Origin of the sequence: Granulicella rosea, from assembly GCF_900188085.1 — a bacterium.
Taxonomy (GTDB): domain Bacteria; phylum Acidobacteriota; class Terriglobia; order Terriglobales; family Acidobacteriaceae; genus Edaphobacter; species Edaphobacter rosea.
On the sequence record NZ_FZOU01000003.1, the window covers coordinates 20,186 to 38,036 of the forward strand.

A 17,851-nucleotide genomic window follows, 5' to 3' on the forward strand; every position below is an offset into this window, starting at 1 on the left:
CTCCGCTGACCAAAGTTTACGCTTCCCGGACCTCCCCAGTGTCCTCGATGTGCTGGCAAGTCTGGTTCTGCACCGGTAGAGGTTCAAAATGTTCCGTGGCAATCACCCAACGCGCGTAGACGACAAGGGTCGGCTGAAGCTGCCGGCTGCGTTCAAGTCGCGTGTGGATGAACTCTACGGACCTCAGTTCTACATCACCAGCAAGGACGGCAAGCGGGCCGAGATCTATCCGTTGAAGGAATGGGAGTACATCGAGGAGAAGCTGGCGAAGATCCCCTCCATGAATCCCGCGAAGAAGAAGTTTCTGGACGTGACGAACTACTACGGCCAGATGGTGGAGATGGACAACCAGGGCCGGCTGCTGCTGCCGCAGTTGCTCCGGGAGTCGGCTGCGATCACTGCGGAGGTGGTGGTCTTCGGCGCACAGACGTATCTCGAGGTCGTGAACCACGCCTCGATCAAGGCGGAGCTGGAAGCGGCGCCGCTGTCGGAAGCCGATTCGATCGCGCTCTCCGAGTTTGGACTGTAAGTGGTGGACGAGAACGGTACGGTCAGTTTCACCCCCCAGGGGGAGCACATCGCAGAGGCAAAGCCAGCGCATGTGCCGGTTCTTTTAGATGAAGTTTTGGAGTACCTCAATGTGCGGTCGGGCGGCGTGTATGTCGACGCCACGCTCGGGCTGGCGGGACACACCTCGGCGATCGTTCGCCGGCTGGGCGCAAAGGGCAAGATGATCTGCTTCGATCGCGACCCGGAGGCGCTGGAGAAGGCGAAGGCAAGACTCGCCGAGGTCGCCCAGGAGCTGGGGGATGCGATGCCGAAGATGGTGTTCGAGCCAAGGGCATTCTCGGAGGCGGCCCAGGCGATGAAGCCACGCAGCGTGGATGGTCTGCTGGCCGACTTCGGCGTCAGCAGCATGCAGCTCGACGAGGCGCACAGAGGTTTCAGTTTTCGGTCCGACGGACCGCTGGACATGCGGATGGATACGCGCAGCGGACTGACGGCCGAGCAAGTGGTAAATCAGTTTGGCGAAAACGAACTCGCCGATCTGATTTACGAATTCGGAGAGGAAAGGAGGTCGCGGAGAATCGCCAGAGCCTTGGTACGGGCCCGGCCGATTACGACGACAGCGGAGTTAGCTCGAATCGTATCGGCCGTGGCCCCATCCATGAAAGGCGACAAGATTCATCCGGCGACGAGAACCTTCCAGGCAATCCGAATTCGCGTGAATGATGAGTTGGGAGAGATTCAATCGCTGCTCCAATGCGCGGGGTCTCTGTTGAAGCCGGCCGGAAGACTGGTGCTGATCAGCTTCCACTCGTTGGAAGACCGGCTGGTCAAAGATGCGTTCAAGGCAGCCAAGGACGCGAAGGTGATGGAAACCCTGACGAAGAAGCCGGTTGTGGCTTCGGAGCAGGAATCACTGAGAAATCCAAGGTCGCGCAGCGCCAAGTTACGGGCTGCCGAGAAGCTCTAAAGTTTAGACGTACTGTTTACTGCACCGTTACTAGTGCAACGGTGCATACACAGACGCAACAGATCGGGCCGGGGTTGTCCCACCTTCTTTCAGGCGAAAGACAACTTTGCACCACCCATCCCATCCCCCATAGCGATCCCGGCCCGGATCGTCTTCGAACACGAAGAGGGGATGGCGATTCAAGTTTCAGCAGCAAGGGGACACGGCAATGGCGACGATGATGGCAGGCATGGACATGACGGTTGCAGCTCCCCGCAAGGTATCGCGGACGCGTGCGGAGTCGCTGGCGGAGCGTAACCGCGAGCTGTTCGAACTGCAGCACCGCGCACGCCGCGGCCCGACGCCCGAGGTCTTCTTCACCAAGCACCTCGACAACAGCCGCATCGTCAAGCAGGACGACCCCGAGCGCCGCAAGGAGATGCGCTCGTTCGCGGTCGCGATGACGGTCCTGTTCGCGCTCGTGATGGTGTTCGTGTGGCAGCACTTCTCGGCCATCGAGATCGGCTACAAGATCGAAGCGCAGAAGACGCAGGTGGAGCAGTTGCGCGAAGAGAATCGCCAGCTTCGCCTGAACGAGGCGCAGCTTACCGATCCGGGCCGCATCGACAAGATCGCCAAACAGCTTGGGCTGGATCAGCCGCAGCCCGGTCAGGTCGTCCGTACCGATGGCATGGACGCCAATGCGCCGGCTTCGGTGGCAGAGGTCAGCACGCCTGCTCCGGCGAATGTGAATTAGGTTTCTGTCGTCTTTGGCTCGCAAAAGAGCTGGCCATCCTGAGCGAAGCGAAGGACCTGTGTCTCGCTCGGGCCGGGTTATAGCTTCAAACGAAGTACGCAAGCAGGTCCTTCGCCACACTCAGGATGACAGGCACTTTTTTGCCGGGACATTCTGAAAACCAGAACATCAACTCAGGGATCACACCATGAACTACCAGGCGCCACGACAGACGTTGACCGCTCCCATCCGGAGAAAGCGGTTCACGTACGTGGCGCTTTTTTTCTGCATCTGGGTGATTGCGCTGGCCAGCCGGCTGACGTGGCTGCAGGTCTTTCAGCACAAGGTCTGGGTGGATCGCGCGATGCGGCAGCAGCAGGCGGGCTTCGAGGTCGCTCCGCGTCGCGGCGTCTTGTACGACCGCAACCTGCGCGAGCTGGCCATGACCGTGCTGGTCGACTCGGTCTACGCGGTGCCGAGCGAACTGGGGGAGAACCGCCAGAGCGCGGCCGAGATGCTCTCGCGCATCGTCCACACCGATCCGCAGGACAACTTTACGTCGGAGCACCAGATGCTGGCGCGCTTCAACGCCTCGCGCGGCTTCGCCTGGGTGGGACGACGGCTCGACCCGCAGACGGCCGACCGCATTCGCGAGCTGAACCTGAAGGGCGTTTACTTCCAGAAGGAGTTCAAGCGCTTCTACCCGAACCAGGAGCTCGCCGCGCAGGTGCTGGGCTACGTCGGCACGGACGACACCGGTCTGGGTGGGCTCGAGCGGCAGTTCGACGACGACATGCATGGCGTTCCCGGCCACATGCTGACTGCGCTCGACGCCAAGCGGCATCGCCTCGGCAGCGAGGTGAACGAGCCGCAGCCGGGCGAGAATCTCGTCCTGACCATCGACGCCAATATTCAGTACATGGCCGAGCGCGCGCTCGATGAGCAGATGGCTAAGGTCAAAGCCCTTCACGGAACGGTCGTCGTGCAGGATCCGCATACGGGCAATATCCTTGCGCTGGCCGTCTCGCCGCGCTTCAATCCGAACGACTCGAAGCACATGGACGCAGGCTCGCTTGAAAACCTTGCCGTCAGCGACGTCTACGAGCCGGGTTCGACCTTCAAGCTGGTGACCTACTCCGCCGCGCTCGACGCCGCCGGCGTGAAGCCGACCGACATCGTCGACTGCCAGGGCGGCGTGATGACCATGTACGGCCGCACCTTCCACGACGACAAGTCCGATCACTTCGGCCGCGTGACGGTGCAGTTCGCGCTCGAGCATTCGAGCGACGTCGGCGCGGCCAAGATGGCCATGAAGGTCGGCAACCAGAAGTTTTACGACTACATGCGCGGCTTCGGCTTCGGCGACCGCTCGGGCATCGAGCTGCCCAGCGAGACGCGCGGGCTGCTGCGTGCGCCGCGCAAGTGGGGCGCGACGAGCATTCTTTCGCTGTCCATCGGGCAGGAGGTCGGCGTGACGCCGGTGCAGCTTTCGACCATGGTGAGCACCATCGCCAACGGAGGCATCTACATGCCGCCGCACGTGCTGCTGAAGTCCACCGACGAGATGAAGGGCGACCCGCGCCTGGCGCCGATGCCGTTCCACCCGACCAGCCAGTTGCCGGACAAGCTGCCCGAGGGCTCGCGCCGCGTCATCAAGGAAGAGACCTCGGCAACCATGCGCATGATGATGCGCGGCATCGTCGACGAGGGCACCGGATCGCAGGCCAAGCTGAACGGCTACAGCGCCGGCGGCAAGACCGGTACGGCGCAGAAGATCGACGTCGCGACCCACACGTACAGCCACACCAAGCTGGTCGCCAGCTTCGCCGGCATGGCGCCGGTCTCGAACCCGGCGATTACGGTTGCGGTGGTGATCGACACGCCGACGGTCGGCACGGGCTACGGCGGAACGGTTTCGGCGCCGGTCTTCGCGGAGGTCGCGCAGCAGGTGCTTGAATATCTCGGCGTGCCGCACGACATGCCGCTGAAGACCAAGAAGCAGATGCAGCAACAGCAGACGGTCGAGATCGCCGCGCTGGACGACGAGCCGAAGGACAACGGCGCGGACCTGAATGCGATGTTCGCCGACGTGAACAACCTGCCGGCGGACGACCCGCTTCGCGCGACGGTGGATGTGAATCCGACCGCACCGGCGCAGACCGCGTCGGTCGAAAAGAAGCAGACGGGTGTGCTGGGCCTGCTTCCGGAGAAGGTGCTGGCCGCGTTCCAGGCCAACGGCGGCAGCTCGATCATGCCGGACTCCATCGTGCCGAAGGCGCCGCTGGCCGCGCCGAAGATCGCTCCGCTGGCGGTGGCGCGCGCAGGTGGCGGCGTGGTGGTGGACGCCGGACAACGCGTCGCTGTGCCGGTCTTCCTGGGTCTGCCGCTGCGAGGCGTCATCGAGCACGCGGATGCTGCCGGACTGCGTGTGCAGCCGGTCGGCAGCGGGCTGGCGACGGAGCAGGTTCCGGCGGCTGGAACGATGGTGCCGGTCGGGACCGAGGTTGTGGTGCGCTTCGCGCGGTAGGTGATCGTAGGGCGCACGCTTCGATCCGCGGATTAGAATGCTGAGATGCAGATGGATGAGGCTTTACGCGGGGTTGAGGTTTCGGCTGATCGCACCCGGACGGCGGTGGACGTGACGGGAGTGCAGTACGATTCGCGCCGGGTCCAGCCGGGCGATGTCTTCGTCGCGATGCGCGGAGAGTCCACAGACGGGAACCGGTACATTGACGCGGCGCTGGAACGGGGTGCACGCGCGATCGTGACCGATTCACCCGGGACCTGGGAGCTGCGTACACAAAGACAGAATGTTCCCATGTGGCGCGTCGACAACGGTCGCCGCGCGCTCGCCGGTATCAGTGCGAATCTCTTCGGACACCCAGAACAAAAGCTCAAAGTCAGCGCCGTCACCGGCACCAATGGCAAGACGACGACGGCCTTCCTGCTCGAACAGATGCTGCGGTCGGTCCATCGGCGATGCGTGCTGATCGGGACGATAGAAACGCATATCGGCGACGAGGTGCGGGCGAGCGAGCACACCACGCCCGAGTCGCGCGACCTGCTGGCGCTCTTCGCCGATGGCGTAAGGGCGGGCGCGACCGAGGCGGTGATGGAGATGTCCTCGCATGCGCTCGAGCAGGAGCGCGTCTGGGGCGTGCCGGTCGATGTGGCGATGTTTACGAATCTCACGCAGGATCACCTGGACTACCACCGGACGATGGACGCGTATTTCGCGGCCAAGGCGCGGCTGTTTGCGGGCGTTGGCGCGCCGCCGCCGCGCGTCGCCGTGGTGAACGAGGATGACGACGCAGGCGGCGTGCGCCTGCTCGCGAGCAAGCTGCCGTCACAGGTGATGACCTATGGGCTGGACCTCGGCGAGTATCGTGCCGAGCGGGTGAAGCTCGCCGCTGGACGGACGGAGTTTCACTGGAAGACTCCTGGCGGCAACGTACACATCGTCTCGCCGCTGACGGGCCGGGTGAACGTGTATAACCTTCTGGCGGCCGGATGCGCGGCGCTGGCGCGTGGGCTGACGCTGGCGCAGATCGCGTCTGCCGCGTCGAAGCTGCGGCAGGTTCCGGGCCGGTTTCAGACTGTGCCGAACACGCTTGGCTTCACGGTGGTCGTCGACTACGCGCATACGGACGACGCGCTGCGCAACCTGATCGCGCTGGCCCGCGAACTCGCCGGCCCGGGCCGCGTCATCACGCTCTTCGGCTGCGGCGGAGATCGCGACAAGACCAAGCGTCCGAAGATGGGCCGCGCGGCGGCGGAGGGCAGCGACCTCGTCATTCTGACCAGCGACAACCCTCGCACGGAAGATCCTGCCACGATCCTCGACGAGGCGTACAGCGGCGTGATGGAGGTGGGGACGACCTGTATTGTCGAGGAGGATCGCGCGGGCGCCATCGAGATCGCGCTACGCGCGGCCGAGGCGGGCGACATCGTGCTGCTGGCGGGCAAAGGCCATGAGAAGGTGCAAATTTTGAAGGATGGGACGGTTCCGTTCGACGATGTGGCGGTAGCGGCTGGGGTGCTGGCGGAGCTGTCTTAGAGTGTTGACGTTTTGTTAAGGGCACGGCTTCAGCCGTGCCGTGTACATTGCGGGGAGTGCGGCTTTAGCCGCTGAGGTACGCTTTGTGACTGGTGAACATAAGAACTGAAGGCAGTAGCAGGTCCTCTTCGAGGATGACAAACAAGAAAAGCGACAGCAAATGCAAGAGCCAATACGGGGGTTCTTCGCTTCGCTCAGAATGACGAGCGTTTGTGACGCAAACAAAGCGGAGAGATATACATGAAGCTGACGCTGGGACAAATCGCAGACTGGATTCACGCCGAGGGCGACTTCACCACGAGCCTCGAAGCCGTCGGCTACTCGATCGATTCGCGCACCATCGGCGCGGGCGAGCTTTTCTTCGCCGTCACCGGGGAGAAGATGGACGGCCACGACTATGTAGAGGCGGCGTTCGCGAATGGCGCGGTCGCGGCCGTCGTCAGCAACCGCTGGCTCGCGCCGGACACGCTCGACCCCTGCCGGCTGCTCTACGTGCCCGAGGGCGAGGACTGCGTGCTCGCCGCGATGCAGACGCTGGCGAATCGCGTTCGCCGCGCATGGGGCAAGCGGGTGATCGGCGTCACCGGCTCGGCGGGCAAGACGACGACCAAGGAGTGCGTCGCGACCGTGCTGGCTGCTCAGTTCAACGTGCTGAGGTCGGCGGGGAATCTGAACAACCACTTCGGCGTGCCGCTGCAACTGCTGCGGCTGGAGCCGGAGCACGAGGTCGCCGTGATCGAGATGGGCATGAACCATGCGGGCGAGATCGCGCGGCTGGCGCAGATCGCCGAGCCCGACTGGGCCGTTGTCTCGAACGTCGCGGCGGTGCATCTGGAGTTCTTTCCCGAAGGCATCGCGGGCATCGCAAAGGCGAAGTACGAGCTGGTGGAGTCGCTGCCCGCCGAGGGCGTCGCCTTCCTGAACGCGGACGACCGCTTTGTCGCGGCCTTTGCGCGCGGACTGGGCGAGCGGGCCGTCCTCTACGGCTTCGGCCTGGATGCGCAGGTGCGCGCGGTCAATATCGAGGAGCGTGGGCTGGATGGGACGGACTTCGACCTGTCCATCGGTACGCCAGGGGAATATGACCGGGACTGGCCCGTGTCGCTGCGTCTGCCGGGGCGGCACAATGTGATGAACGCGCTGGCCGCCACCGCGGTGGGGCTGCGCAGCGGCCTTGATCGGGCGACGATGGTCGGCGCGCTCGAGAGCATGCGGCCGGGCGAGAAGCGTGGCAACATGATCGAGTGGCGCGGCGCGCAGATCGTCAACGATACCTATAATTCCAACCCTTCGGCGTTGAACTCGATGGTCGAGGCGCTGCGCCGGACCGAGGCCACGCGGCGGATCGTGGTCGCGGGCGAGATGCTGGAGCTAGGCCCGGACGCGGCTTCGCTGCACGCCGACTGCGGACGCAAGATGGCTGGGCTGGACGTCGTGATCGGCGTGCGTGGACACGCACATGACCTCGTCCTGGGCGCGGCGGAGGCTGGCGTGCCGACGGCGTTCGTCGACACCCCGGCAGAGGCCGGCGCGTGGCTGGCCGCCAACCTGCGGGCTGGCGACGCGGTGCTGTTGAAGGCCTCGCGGGGCGTGCGGCTGGAGGGCGCGCTGGCGGTTTTGGAGACGCATTGAGATCGCCGCTTCAAGAATCTGCATCCTAGTTCGTCATGGCGAACGGTCTGGTACGGGTTGGGGGCGGGGCAATCAAGCAGGCGGCGAAGAAGGCGATCGCCAAAAAGGCCGCGAAGCATGCGGTGGCGAAGCACGCTGCGAAGAAGCACGCGGCGAAGAAGCATCCCGCGAAAAAGCACGCCGAGAAGGCTGCCAAACATCCCGGCAAGAAGGCGGCAAAGCACGCGCATGAGCACGGCGGAGCCGACTTCGAGCGGAAGCACGCGCCGGCCGAAGATCACGAGCTGGCGCTCGCCTTCCACCATCTCAACCGCGCCGCGACGGTGGTGTCTCTGCTGGAGCACGACTCGGGCGGGGATCTGCGCATGCTGCTGGAGCAGGGAATGGTGCTCTACCGCGGCTGCTGCAACAGTCCGAACGCCGAGGCCGACAAGGTTCGCTGTGCGCTGGGTCTGCTGCGCGCGGCAGACCATCTCGGCATGGCGGCTTTGTATGCGGCGCGGCAGGAGCATCGGCCAAATGTGGAGCATCCCTCGACGGCGAAGCTCGAACGGAGTCTGCGCGAGCTGAAGCCTCGGTTGGAGGCGCTGGGCGCGGGACGTCGCGGCATCGGCGAGCGGCTGCTTGGCATGGCGTGGCAGTTGCTCGAACAGGCGCACGCGGCGGAAGACCCGCACCTGTCGAACGAGCTGCTGCAAGCCGCCGGCGGACTCTGCCTCGCGCTCGAAGCGGGGCTGTAACCGCCGTAGATTCTGCCCTGTTCCACAGCCCGCCTGTTAAGATAGGCAGGAGTTTCGACAGGCGGAGAATCCTTGCTCTATTGGCTGCTGTACCAGAAGCTGTTTCCATACTTTCGGCTGTTCCGGATCTTTCGCTACCTGACCTTCCGCACCGTCTTCGCCAGTCTGACGGCGCTGCTGATCGGGCTGCTGATCGGGCCGTTCGTCATTGAACGGCTGCGCGAGTTTCATGTCGGGCAGTACATCCGCGAGGAAGGGCCGCAGTCCCACCAGAAGAAGGGCGGCACGCCGACCATGGGCGGGGTGCTGATCCTGATCTCGATCCTGGTGCCGACGCTGCTTTGGGCCGACCTCTCGAACCCCTACGTCTGGGTGGTCTGCCTGTCGACGCTGGCCTTTGGCGCCATTGGCTTCGCCGACGACTACACCAAGGTCGTTCACAAGCATAATCAGGGCCTTACAGGCAGGCAGAAGCTCGCTTGCCAGTTCCTCGCGAGCGGCGCGGTGGCCGTGGCGCTGCTGCTGATGGGCGGCCGCGGAGGCTACTCCACACGCCTGATGGTGCCGTTCGCGAAGAACTTCCGCCCGGACCTGGTCTGGGAGTGGATGGGCGGCATCCCGCATATGCACTGGCTGGCCTTCGTGCCATTCGTGGTCTTCGTGATGCTGGTCATCACGCTGACGTCGAACGCGGTCAATCTTACGGACGGGCTCGACGGCCTGGCGATCGGTTGCACGATCATCGCCGCCGGCGCGCTCACGGTGCTGACCTATGTCAGCGGCCACGTCGTCTTTTCGGACTACCTGGAGCTGCAGCGCATGCCGCTGGTCGGCGAACTGACGGTCTTCTGCGGAGCCATGGTCGGCGGCTCGATCGGCTTCCTCTGGTACAACGCGCATCCGGCGGAGGTCTTCATGGGCGACGTAGGCTCGCTGGCGCTGGGCGGCGCGATCGGCACGGTTGCGGTGGTCATCAAGCAGGAGCTGCTGCTGCCGTTCATCGGCGGCGTCTTCATCCTCGAAGCCGTGAGTGTGATGCTGCAGGTGGGCAGCTACAAGCTGAGGAACGGCAAACGCATCTTCAAGATGGCGCCGCTGCACCACCACTTCGAGCTGCTGGGGTGGAGCGAGTCGAAGGTGATCGCGCGGTTCTGGATTCTGGCGCTGGTGTTCGCGCTGCTGGCCTTGACCACGTTGAAGTTGAGGTAGGCAGTGCTACGGATTGGCTGGCTGAATCAGGCTGACGACAGAGTCTCGAACGTCTTTGAGCATTCCGTCGGCAAGTTTGCCCAACGATCGAACGAAGATCGACTCATTGGCCGTAAATAGCTTGCCGGGACGAGCATAACTCAGCAGTTGCAGACCTCCCTGGGTGAATGAGGCCGGCGTCAGAACGACAGCATGCGGATCGGAGTATGGGTTGCTGGTGATCTGACAGCCGATCCAATCCGCACGGCTCACACTGACCAGTAGCAGGACCGGACGAAGTTTATTGCCGCTAAGATCGGAAAATGGGAAGGGAAACAGCACTACTTCGCCGGCTGCAAATAGGCCCATGCCTCATCCTCTTCCGGTCGAAGCCAGTCTTCGGCTAGCGCCGCCTCCGAAAGAAGTAGAGTCTCATCTACCTCTGAAGTCTGCCAAGTGAGCAGGGCGCGGCCCCTGGGAAGAGGCGATGACGATTCCAGGGGACGTACGACACCGACTGCGTCGATCTCTACCTCAATGGTATGGGTCACGATATTCCTCCTTGTCCAATACGATACCAAACCGAGCATGTGCGACCTTCCTTGATGTTTCTGGTCCAATCGCCATGCGCGACCTCGAAAGCAAACGCTGGATCAAGCTGAAAGCGTTCTTCTTCCTGTTGACGGGCCTGCTCGCCTGCGGGCTTCTGCTGCTGGACCGGCCAACGCTGCGCACGGCGACGCTGCTTGTCATTGCTATCTGGAGTTTTTGCCGCCTTTACTACTTTGCCTTCTACGTCATCGAGCGATATCTCGATCCGGAGTACCGGTATGCGGGCGTTCTTTCGGCGATTCGCGCGTGGTTCTCCACAGGGCGTTGATCCTGCCTTGGTGACGCGAATTTCGCGTTCGCGGTAGGCTTTACGCATGGAGCTGAGCATCGAGCGCGGGTTGGTGGCGGGTCTGGTGACCGAATATAAGAACCCGTCAGGTCCCAGAGTCTTTGCGGCCCCGCTGAATCATGAGACCCGTCGCGAGCGGTTTATCGCATCGCTGGTGCAATCTCCCCTCGCCATCGTCTGGAGCAGTATTCGCGGAGGCGGCTACTGGGAGAGCGATGCCGGGGGCCAGGACCGGCGTACCACCTTGCTGACTGCGGAAACCCAGCCGCTACTGCTTGCCGATCTTGCGGACACAAGCGCGGATGACGTGGGGAGACGGTATGAGATTGCCGCAGTCCTGCGTGGCGAGAATCTACCCGATGTCGACATTGGTCTGTATATGAGTTTGTCCGTCCAGACGTTTCTTCGGGAAGGAAGTGGGATGGAATGGCTGATTCACCAACCGAATGACTCGCTGGATTATGTTTTTGTCAGCCGAAGTCCTTCGTCTGCCACCGTCCAACTGCTTGGGGGCGAATGGGGGCTGTTTGATCATGCGAAGCTGGAGCGAGCACCCATCTGGCTTCGTTCTACGCAACGATATGGCGAGCTGCCGCCGTAAGAAGAAAAGCAGATCCTCCGCTGCGCGAAGGATGACAACCAAAAGCGAAGGACGACAAGAAAGGATTTCGAGGCCTGGCGGATGATGGAGCTGAAGAACAAGCGGGTACTGGTCGTAGGTCTGGGCAAGTCGGGGTTGGCGGCGGCGATGTTTCTGCGCGATCGCGGCGCGCGGGTGACGGTGTCGGATACACGCAGCGCGCAGGCGCTGGCGAAGGATATTCCGGCGCTGCTCGAGGCGGGCATTATGGTTGAGTCCGGCGGCCACGGGCTGCTGACGTTTCGGCGGCAGGACCTCATCGTCGTCTCGCCGGGCGTGCCGCTCACGACGCCGGAGGTCGCGCAGGCCATTCGCAACGGCTTGCCGGTGATCGGCGAGCTGGAGCTGGCGAGCCGCTTCCTGGAGGGTAAGACCGTCGCCATTACCGGCTCGAACGGCAAGACCACCACGACCACGCTCACGGGCAAGATCTTCGCCGACGCGGGCCGGCAGACGCTGGTCGGCGGCAACATCGGCCTGCCGGTGATCGAGCTGATCGCCGAGAGCACGCCCGAGAGCTGGGATGTGCTCGAGGTTTCGAGCTTCCAACTGGAGACCATCGCCGAGTTCAAGCCACACATCGCCGCCGTGCTGAACCTGACGCCCGACCACCTCGATCGCCACGGCAGCTTTGCGCAGTACGCCGCCGCGAAGGCCCGCATCACGGAGAACCAGGGGCCCGAGGACTACCTCGTGCTGAACGCCGAGGACGTCGCGACGCAGAAGATCGCCGGCAAGACCAAGGCGCAGATCTACTGGTTCAGCGGCCGCCGCCAGATCAAGCAGGGCGCCTTTGTCCACGGCGAGAGCGTCTTCTTCACGGAGAAGGAGGGCGGCAAGCCCGAGCCGATCCTGCCGGTCGTTGAGATCGGTCTGAAGGGCGCGCACAACATCGAGAATGTGCTGGCGGCGGTGACGATGGCGCGGCTGGCGGGCATTTCGGCCGAGTCGATTCGCCGGTCGGTCGCGAGCTTCCACGCGGTCGAGCATCGGCTGGAGTTCGTCCGCACGCTCGATGGCGTGGACTACTTCAACGATTCGAAGGCCACCAACGTCGATGCGACGATCAAGGCGGTCGAGTCCTTCCCGGGCGGCGTCCACCTCATTCTCGGCGGCAAGGACAAGGATTCGGATTACACGCAGCTCGCCGGTCTGCTGCGCGAGCGGGTGAAGACTGTTTACACCATTGGTTCGGCGGCGGAAAAGATTGAGCATCAGCTTGCCGGTGTGGTGAAGATAGTATCTGCGAAGACAATAGCAGTTGCGTTATCGGATGCCTCCCAGGCGGCTGTGGCCGGGGATGTCGTTCTGCTGGCGCCGGCGTGTTCGAGCTTCGATCAGTTTGAGAACTACGAGCACCGCGGCCGCGTCTTTCGCGAGCTGGTGTTGGGCCTGAAGGAATGAGATGGCAAAGCGGGTTGGGGTCGATAAATGGCTGTTCGGCGTGGTGCTGCTGCTGGTCCTCTTCGGACTGGTGATGGTCTTTTCGGCCTCGGCGGTCATGGCGACGGCGGAGTCCGGCTCGCCCTATAAATATGTCGCGAAGCAGGCGATGTTCGCGCTGCTGGGGATGGGCGCTCTCACCATCCTGATGCGCGTGGACTATCGCCGCTACAACAATCCCAAGGTCGTCTTTCCGGGGCTGGCGCTGACGACGCTGCTGCTGGTCAGCGTCTTCGCGATGCCGAAGCTCAACCATACGCATCGCTGGTTCAAGGCCGGTTTCTTTACCTTCCAGCCGTCGGAGCTGGCGACGCCGCTGGTCATCCTCTTCCTTGCATACTTTCTGCAGACGCGCATCCACAAGATGGACGACTGGCGCGGGACGATTCTGCGCGCCGCGCTGCCGCCGCTGGTCTTCATCGGCCTCATCATGAAGCAGCCGGACCTGGGTACGGCGCTGGTCTGCGCGGGTGTCACGCTGGCGATGCTCTATCTCGCAGGCATGCAGGTCAAGTGGATCGGCGTCGGTATGCTGGCCTCCACGCCCATCATGTACTACATGCTCTGGATGGTGCCGTTCCGCCGCGCGCGTATCCAGACCTACCTGAACCCGGAGTCGGACCCGCTGGGCAAGGGCTTCCACATCATGCAGTCGCTCATCGCGGTCGGCACAGGCGGCTTTCGGGGCCTCGGCCTGATGGAGGGCCGGCAGAAGCTCTACTTCCTGCCCGAGGCCTGGACGGACTTCATCTTCGCCAATATCAGCGAAGAACTCGGCTTGCTCGGCGCGCTGACCCTGGTCGGCCTCTTCGTCATGTTCGGCTACCGTGGCATGCGCGCGGCGTTTCTTTCGACCGACCCGTTCGCCCGCTTCATGGCCTTCGGGCTGACGACCGCGATTCTGATTCAGGCGTTCTTCAACATGAGCGTCGCGGTCGCACTGCTGCCGACCAAGGGCATCACGCTGCCGTTCATCTCGTTCGGCGGAACGTCGTTGTTCGTGACGCTGGCGGGTATGGGCGTGCTGCTGAACATTACGCGAGAGATTGACTAAGTGCCGCTGCGCGTTCTGATCGCAGGTGGAGGCACGGGCGGGCACGTGATCCCGGCGCTCGCGATTGCGCGCGAACTGCGCGACTCCGCCGGCGCCGAGGTGCGGTTTGTCGGCACGGCGCGGGGGCTTGAGACCAAGCTGGTGCCCGAGGCCGGCTTCCGGCTGGAGTTGATTCACGTCGGCCAGTTGAAGGGCGTCAGCCTGATGACGCGGCTGCGTACGCTGGGCGATCTGCCGCTGGGCATCCTGCGTTGCATGGGCCTGCTGCGGGAGTTCAAGCCGCAGGTGGTCGTCGGGGTGGGCGGATACGCCTCCGGTCCGGCGATGATGGCGGCGATCCTGCTCGGCATCCCGACCCTGGCGTTTGAGCCGAACGCCGTGCCGGGGCTCGCGAACCGGCTGGTAGGGAAGCGTGTCCGCGCGGCTGCGGTGAACTTTCAGCAGACGACGCGCTACTTTCGGAACGCCGTCGTTACCGGCATCCCGGTGAGGAAAGAGTTCTTCGCGCTGCGGCCGAAGACGAGCGGCCCGCTGCGCCTGCTGGTCTTCGGCGGCAGCCAGGGAGCGCGTGTGTTGAACGAGATTCTGCCGAAGGTAGCGGGCGGGCTGCTGACGCGTTTTCCAGAACTGGAGATCGTCCACCAGGTCGGCGGGCGCAACGTGGAGTCTTCGGCAGCGGCGTACGCTGCAAGCGCGGTGAGTTCGGATCGCCTGCTTGTCCTGCCCTATCTGGACGCCATGGTCGACGCGATCGACGCAGCCGACCTCGTCGTCTGCCGCAGCGGCGCGAGCACAGTGGCGGAGCTGGCCGCGGCGGGCAAGCCTTCGGTCTTGGTGCCCTTCGCGGCGGCGGCCGACGATCACCAGCGCAAGAACGCCGACGTGCTGGTCGCGGCGGGCGCGGCGTCGATGATCACGGAGGCGCAACTGACGCCTGAACGGCTGATCGCTGAGGTCTCCGCGCTGCTGGAGGATGAGGCGATGCGGCTTGCGATGGGCGAGGCCGCGCGGAGGCTGGCCCACACGGACGCGGCGGGGGAGATTGCGCGAATGTGTTTGCGGCTGGCCGGGCGGGCCTGAGATAAGCGGGCGGGCCTTAGAGAAGACAGAGAAGCAGATTCCCTTTGGGAATGACAACAAGAATGACAACGATAAAAGGCGGACCCGGTGATGGGTCCGCCTTTTATCGTTTCGGGGTTGGATTACCTGTGTCCGCCGCCGCTGGCATGAGCGCCGCCTCCGCCGCCGCTCGGGTGGACTCCGCCGCCGCTGGGAGCCGCCGGACGTGCTCCACCGCCGCCGCTATAGCCGCCGCTGGGGCGCGGAGCGCTGTATCCGCCCGCGCTGCCGCCGCTGAAGCTCCGGGCTGGCTGCGCATTGCCGCCGCCGGCGTAGCCCCGGTTGGCGTAGCCGGAGGCGTTCGGCACAGCGCTACCGCGTGCTGCGTACCCGCCATTGCCGACGCGGGCGCCGCCGTTGAAGCTCTCGCCCCGGTTGCCGACGAAGCCGCCACGCGGGCCGCTGGCCGCCGCGAAGCTGTGTCCGCCGGGATGCACATTGCCGATGCCCGTAAACCGCTGGTTATAGAAGTAGCGGTTGCTCAGGCCGACGTGCGAGTAGTAGCGGTTGTAGAAGAAGTGGTTGCCATACCAGTAGCCGCCGTAGAAGCCCACACCGAAGTAGCCGAAGCCGTAGTCGACGCCGCCGTAGTAACCCACGACCGGACCCCAGTAGCCGGGGTTCCAGTAGTAGCCGCCGTTGTAAGCGCCCCAGTAGCCCGGCGTCCACAGAGCGCCGTCATAAGGAGCTTCGACCCATGCGCCGGGGATCCACTGGTACTGGAAGCCGGTCCAGGCCCAGTAGCCGGGGGTCCAGATATATCCGTCGCCGGGCGCTTCGGGCTGGTCGTAGTCCGGGATCGGCGGCGGCGCCTGGTTGGCGGTCTGCACCTGTCCATCCTGCGGCGGCTCCTGCTGCTGGCCGAATGCCTGGGGCGGTACATACTGGTCCGGCGACGGCGCGTGCGCGGCCTGCCCCTGCTGGGGGTAGCCCTGCTGCTGGCCTTGCTGCGGCTGGCCTTGCTGCGGCTGGCCTTGCTGCGGCTGGTCCTGCGGCGCCTGGTCCTGATAGTAGTTCTGCGCGGGCGTGCTGTAGTTCTGCGGGTCCTGGCTGTTGTAGCTCTGGACGCCCTGGTTGTAGGACGGAGTCTGCGCGGCGAGCGGCGCGGCAAGCAGCGCGGCAACGATTGCGGCGGTGAACGTATTTTTCGCGGCGTTCGGCGTCATCATGGTGGTGGTGTCCTGTGGCTTGTCTCAACCCTCTCCCTGCCCGGCATTGCCAGTTGCGGCAGCCGGGTTGTTCGGGGGGATCAGCAAGCTGTGGAGCCCGGCGCAAGCAGGTTTGCTCGAATCGGCCTCACTCTATTAGACACAAGGCGGGTGAATTTGTTGCATTTTCGCAGCGCCGCGCTCAGCGCCGGGTCATGGGTCTCGAGCCGTCAGCTGGGCAGCTCTGAGCTGACAGCTCGCGGAGACCATTCTGTAGACTTGAACCAGCGCATACGCACTCTGGAGCCTCAAGACGATGTTCGTACCGGGTCACATTCTCTTCGCCGCCTCGCAGCGGGTTCACTTCATCGGCATCGGCGGCATCGGGATGAGCGGCATCGCCGAGATCCTGCTCTCGATGGGCTATAGCGTCTCCGGGTCGGACCTGCGGCGTTCGCCGACGACCGACCGCCTGGCCGCCATGGGCGCGATCATCTTCGAGGGCCACGAGGCGGGCAACGCCGCGGCGAGCGACGTGGTCGTCACCAGCTCGGCCGTCTCGAAGTCGAACCCCGAGGTGCTGGAGGCGCGCGCGCGCAAGATCCCCGTCATTCAGCGCGCGGAGATGCTCGCCGAGCTGATGCGTCTGAAGTACGGCATCGCCGTCGCGGGCATGCACGGCAAGACGACGACGACGTCGATGGTCGCGGCCGTGTTGACGGCAGGCACGCTCGATCCCACGGTCGTGGTCGGCGGCAGGGTCGACGCACTCGGCTCGAACGCGCGCCTGGGCGCGAGCCAGTACCTGGTCGCCGAGGCCGACGAGAGCGACCGCTCGTTCCTGAAGCTGTCGCCCATCCTCGCCATCGTCACCAACCTCGACCGCGAGCACATGGACTGCTACAAGAGCATGGACGACGTCGACGACGCCTTCGTCCAGTTCATGGACTCGGTGCCGTTCTACGGCGCGACGACGGCCTGCATCGACAACGAACGCCTGCGCGGCATCGTGAACCGGGCCCGCCGCAAAGTCTTCACCTACGGCGAGCATCCGGAGGCCGACTTCCGTATCGAGCGGCTTCCGGCGCGCGCGGGCGTGCAGTCGAGCTTCGGAGTCAACTACCGGGGCATTCTGCTGGGGCCGTTCTCGCTGCGCGTGCCCGGATGGCACAACGTGCTGAACGCGACGGCCGCGATCGCCATCGGCCTGCAGCTTGGCGTCGCGCCGCAGCAGATCGCCGCCGGCATCGCCAGCTTTACGGGCGTCGACCGCCGCTTCCAGGTGAAGGGCAAGGTCGCCGGCGTCACGGTCGTCGACGACTACGGCCACCACCCGACGGAGATTCTCGCCACCCTGCGCGCGGCGCGCGAATGCGGCTACGGCAAGGTCCACGTCATCTTCCAGCCGCACCGCTTCACCCGCACGCGCGACCTGATCGAGGAGTTCGCCGCCGCCTTCAAGGACGCCGACTCGGTCGCGATGCTCGACATCTACGCCGCCAGCGAGGAGCCGATTCCGGGCATCACCGGCGCCGCCCTGGCGGACCGGGTTCGCGGCTCAGGGGTGGGACAGGTGGTATACGCGCCGTCGATGGCCGAGGCGGTCGCCCTCACGGTTGCCGGCGCGGAGGAGGGGGACGTCGTGCTGACGCTCGGCGCGGGCAATGTCTCGCAGGCTTCGGGACTGCTGCTGGCGGCGCTGGGGGATCGGGTCTCGATCTAGCGTACTCGCTTGAA

Annotated in this window: 16 protein-coding genes; 14 read left to right on the plus strand and 2 right to left on the minus strand. The window is 64.4% G+C overall.

Annotated features, from left to right (window positions below; all coding sequences use genetic code 11):
• The first annotated feature begins 88 nt into the window (after positions 1-88).
• From CHB87_RS09245 to mraY, 8 genes are all read left to right on the plus strand, one after another.
• Positions 89-529 (plus strand): division/cell wall cluster transcriptional repressor MraZ, encoded by a 441-nt coding sequence (locus tag CHB87_RS09245; protein ID WP_089408158.1) that lies wholly within the window; start codon positions 89-91, stop codon positions 527-529.
• 48 nt (positions 530-577) lie between these two features.
• Complete coding sequence (gene rsmH, locus CHB87_RS09250; protein ID WP_089408626.1) at positions 578-1,477, plus strand: 16S rRNA (cytosine(1402)-N(4))-methyltransferase RsmH; 900 nt, start codon at positions 578-580, stop codon at positions 1,475-1,477.
• Between the two features lie 208 nt (positions 1,478-1,685).
• Positions 1,686-2,213, plus strand: coding sequence for a cell division protein FtsL (gene ftsL / locus CHB87_RS09255; protein WP_089408159.1), 528 nt, complete (start codon positions 1,686-1,688; stop codon positions 2,211-2,213).
• Between the two features lie 187 nt (positions 2,214-2,400).
• Positions 2,401-4,719 carry a penicillin-binding protein gene (locus tag CHB87_RS09260; protein ID WP_089408160.1) on the plus strand — a complete coding sequence of 773 codons (2,319 nt, stop codon included), beginning with the start codon at positions 2,401-2,403 and terminating at the stop codon, positions 4,717-4,719.
• 51 nt (positions 4,720-4,770) lie between these two features.
• Positions 4,771-6,249 carry a UDP-N-acetylmuramoyl-L-alanyl-D-glutamate--2,6-diaminopimelate ligase gene (locus CHB87_RS09265; protein WP_342743551.1) on the plus strand — a complete coding sequence of 493 codons (1,479 nt, stop codon included), beginning with the start codon at positions 4,771-4,773 and terminating at the stop codon, positions 6,247-6,249.
• Between the two features lie 240 nt (positions 6,250-6,489).
• Positions 6,490-7,881, plus strand: a complete 1,392-nt coding sequence (locus tag CHB87_RS09270; RefSeq protein ID WP_089408162.1) for a UDP-N-acetylmuramoyl-tripeptide--D-alanyl-D-alanine ligase — start codon at positions 6,490-6,492, stop codon at positions 7,879-7,881.
• A gap of 35 nt (positions 7,882-7,916) precedes the next feature.
• Entirely contained in the window at positions 7,917-8,621 is a 705-nt protein-coding gene (locus CHB87_RS22240; RefSeq protein WP_176441676.1) for a hypothetical protein, read from the plus strand.
• Positions 8,622-8,693: 72 nt separating this feature from the next.
• Positions 8,694-9,830, plus strand: coding sequence for a phospho-N-acetylmuramoyl-pentapeptide-transferase (gene mraY / locus CHB87_RS09280; protein ID WP_089408163.1), 1,137 nt, complete (start codon positions 8,694-8,696; stop codon positions 9,828-9,830).
• A 6-nt stretch (positions 9,831-9,836) separates the two neighbouring features.
• Here the strand turns inward: mraY and CHB87_RS09285 are convergent, their stop codons facing one another.
• On the minus strand, positions 9,837-10,178 hold the full coding sequence (locus tag CHB87_RS09285) for a MazF family transcriptional regulator (protein WP_089408164.1): 342 nt from the start codon (positions 10,176-10,178) through the stop codon (positions 9,837-9,839).
• A 193-nt stretch (positions 10,179-10,371) separates the two neighbouring features.
• Between CHB87_RS09285 and CHB87_RS09295 the strand changes: the two genes are divergently transcribed.
• The 5 genes from CHB87_RS09295 (at position 10,372) to murG (ending at position 14,927) form a co-directional block, all read left to right on the plus strand.
• On the plus strand, positions 10,372-10,689 hold the full coding sequence (locus CHB87_RS09295; RefSeq protein ID WP_245817907.1) for a hypothetical protein: 318 nt from the start codon (positions 10,372-10,374) through the stop codon (positions 10,687-10,689).
• Positions 10,690-10,735: 46 nt separating this feature from the next.
• Entirely contained in the window at positions 10,736-11,311 is a 576-nt protein-coding gene (locus tag CHB87_RS09300) for a hypothetical protein (RefSeq protein ID WP_089408166.1), read from the plus strand.
• Between the two features lie 84 nt (positions 11,312-11,395).
• A complete protein-coding gene (gene murD / locus CHB87_RS09305) occupies positions 11,396-12,754 on the plus strand; it encodes a UDP-N-acetylmuramoyl-L-alanine--D-glutamate ligase (RefSeq protein ID WP_089408628.1) in 1,359 nt (452 codons plus the stop codon).
• A gap of 1 nt (position 12,755) precedes the next feature.
• A complete protein-coding gene (ftsW, locus tag CHB87_RS09310) occupies positions 12,756-13,847 on the plus strand; it encodes a putative lipid II flippase FtsW (RefSeq protein ID WP_089408167.1) in 1,092 nt (363 codons plus the stop codon).
• Complete coding sequence (gene murG, locus CHB87_RS09315; protein ID WP_342743552.1) at positions 13,848-14,927, plus strand: undecaprenyldiphospho-muramoylpentapeptide beta-N-acetylglucosaminyltransferase; 1,080 nt, start codon at positions 13,848-13,850, stop codon at positions 14,925-14,927.
• Positions 14,928-15,049: 122 nt separating this feature from the next.
• Here murG and CHB87_RS09320 read toward each other — a convergent pair whose 3' ends face one another.
• The gene (locus tag CHB87_RS09320; RefSeq protein WP_245817908.1) at positions 15,050-16,135 is read right to left on the minus strand and encodes a YXWGXW repeat-containing protein; all 1,086 of its coding nucleotides are present in this window, start codon (positions 16,133-16,135) and stop codon (positions 15,050-15,052) included.
• A gap of 295 nt (positions 16,136-16,430) precedes the next feature.
• Here CHB87_RS09320 and murC point away from each other — a divergent pair, with 295 nt between their 5' ends.
• Positions 16,431-17,837, plus strand: a complete 1,407-nt coding sequence (gene murC / locus CHB87_RS09325; RefSeq protein WP_089408168.1) for a UDP-N-acetylmuramate--L-alanine ligase — start codon at positions 16,431-16,433, stop codon at positions 17,835-17,837.
• Positions 17,838-17,851: the final 14 nt, after the last annotated feature.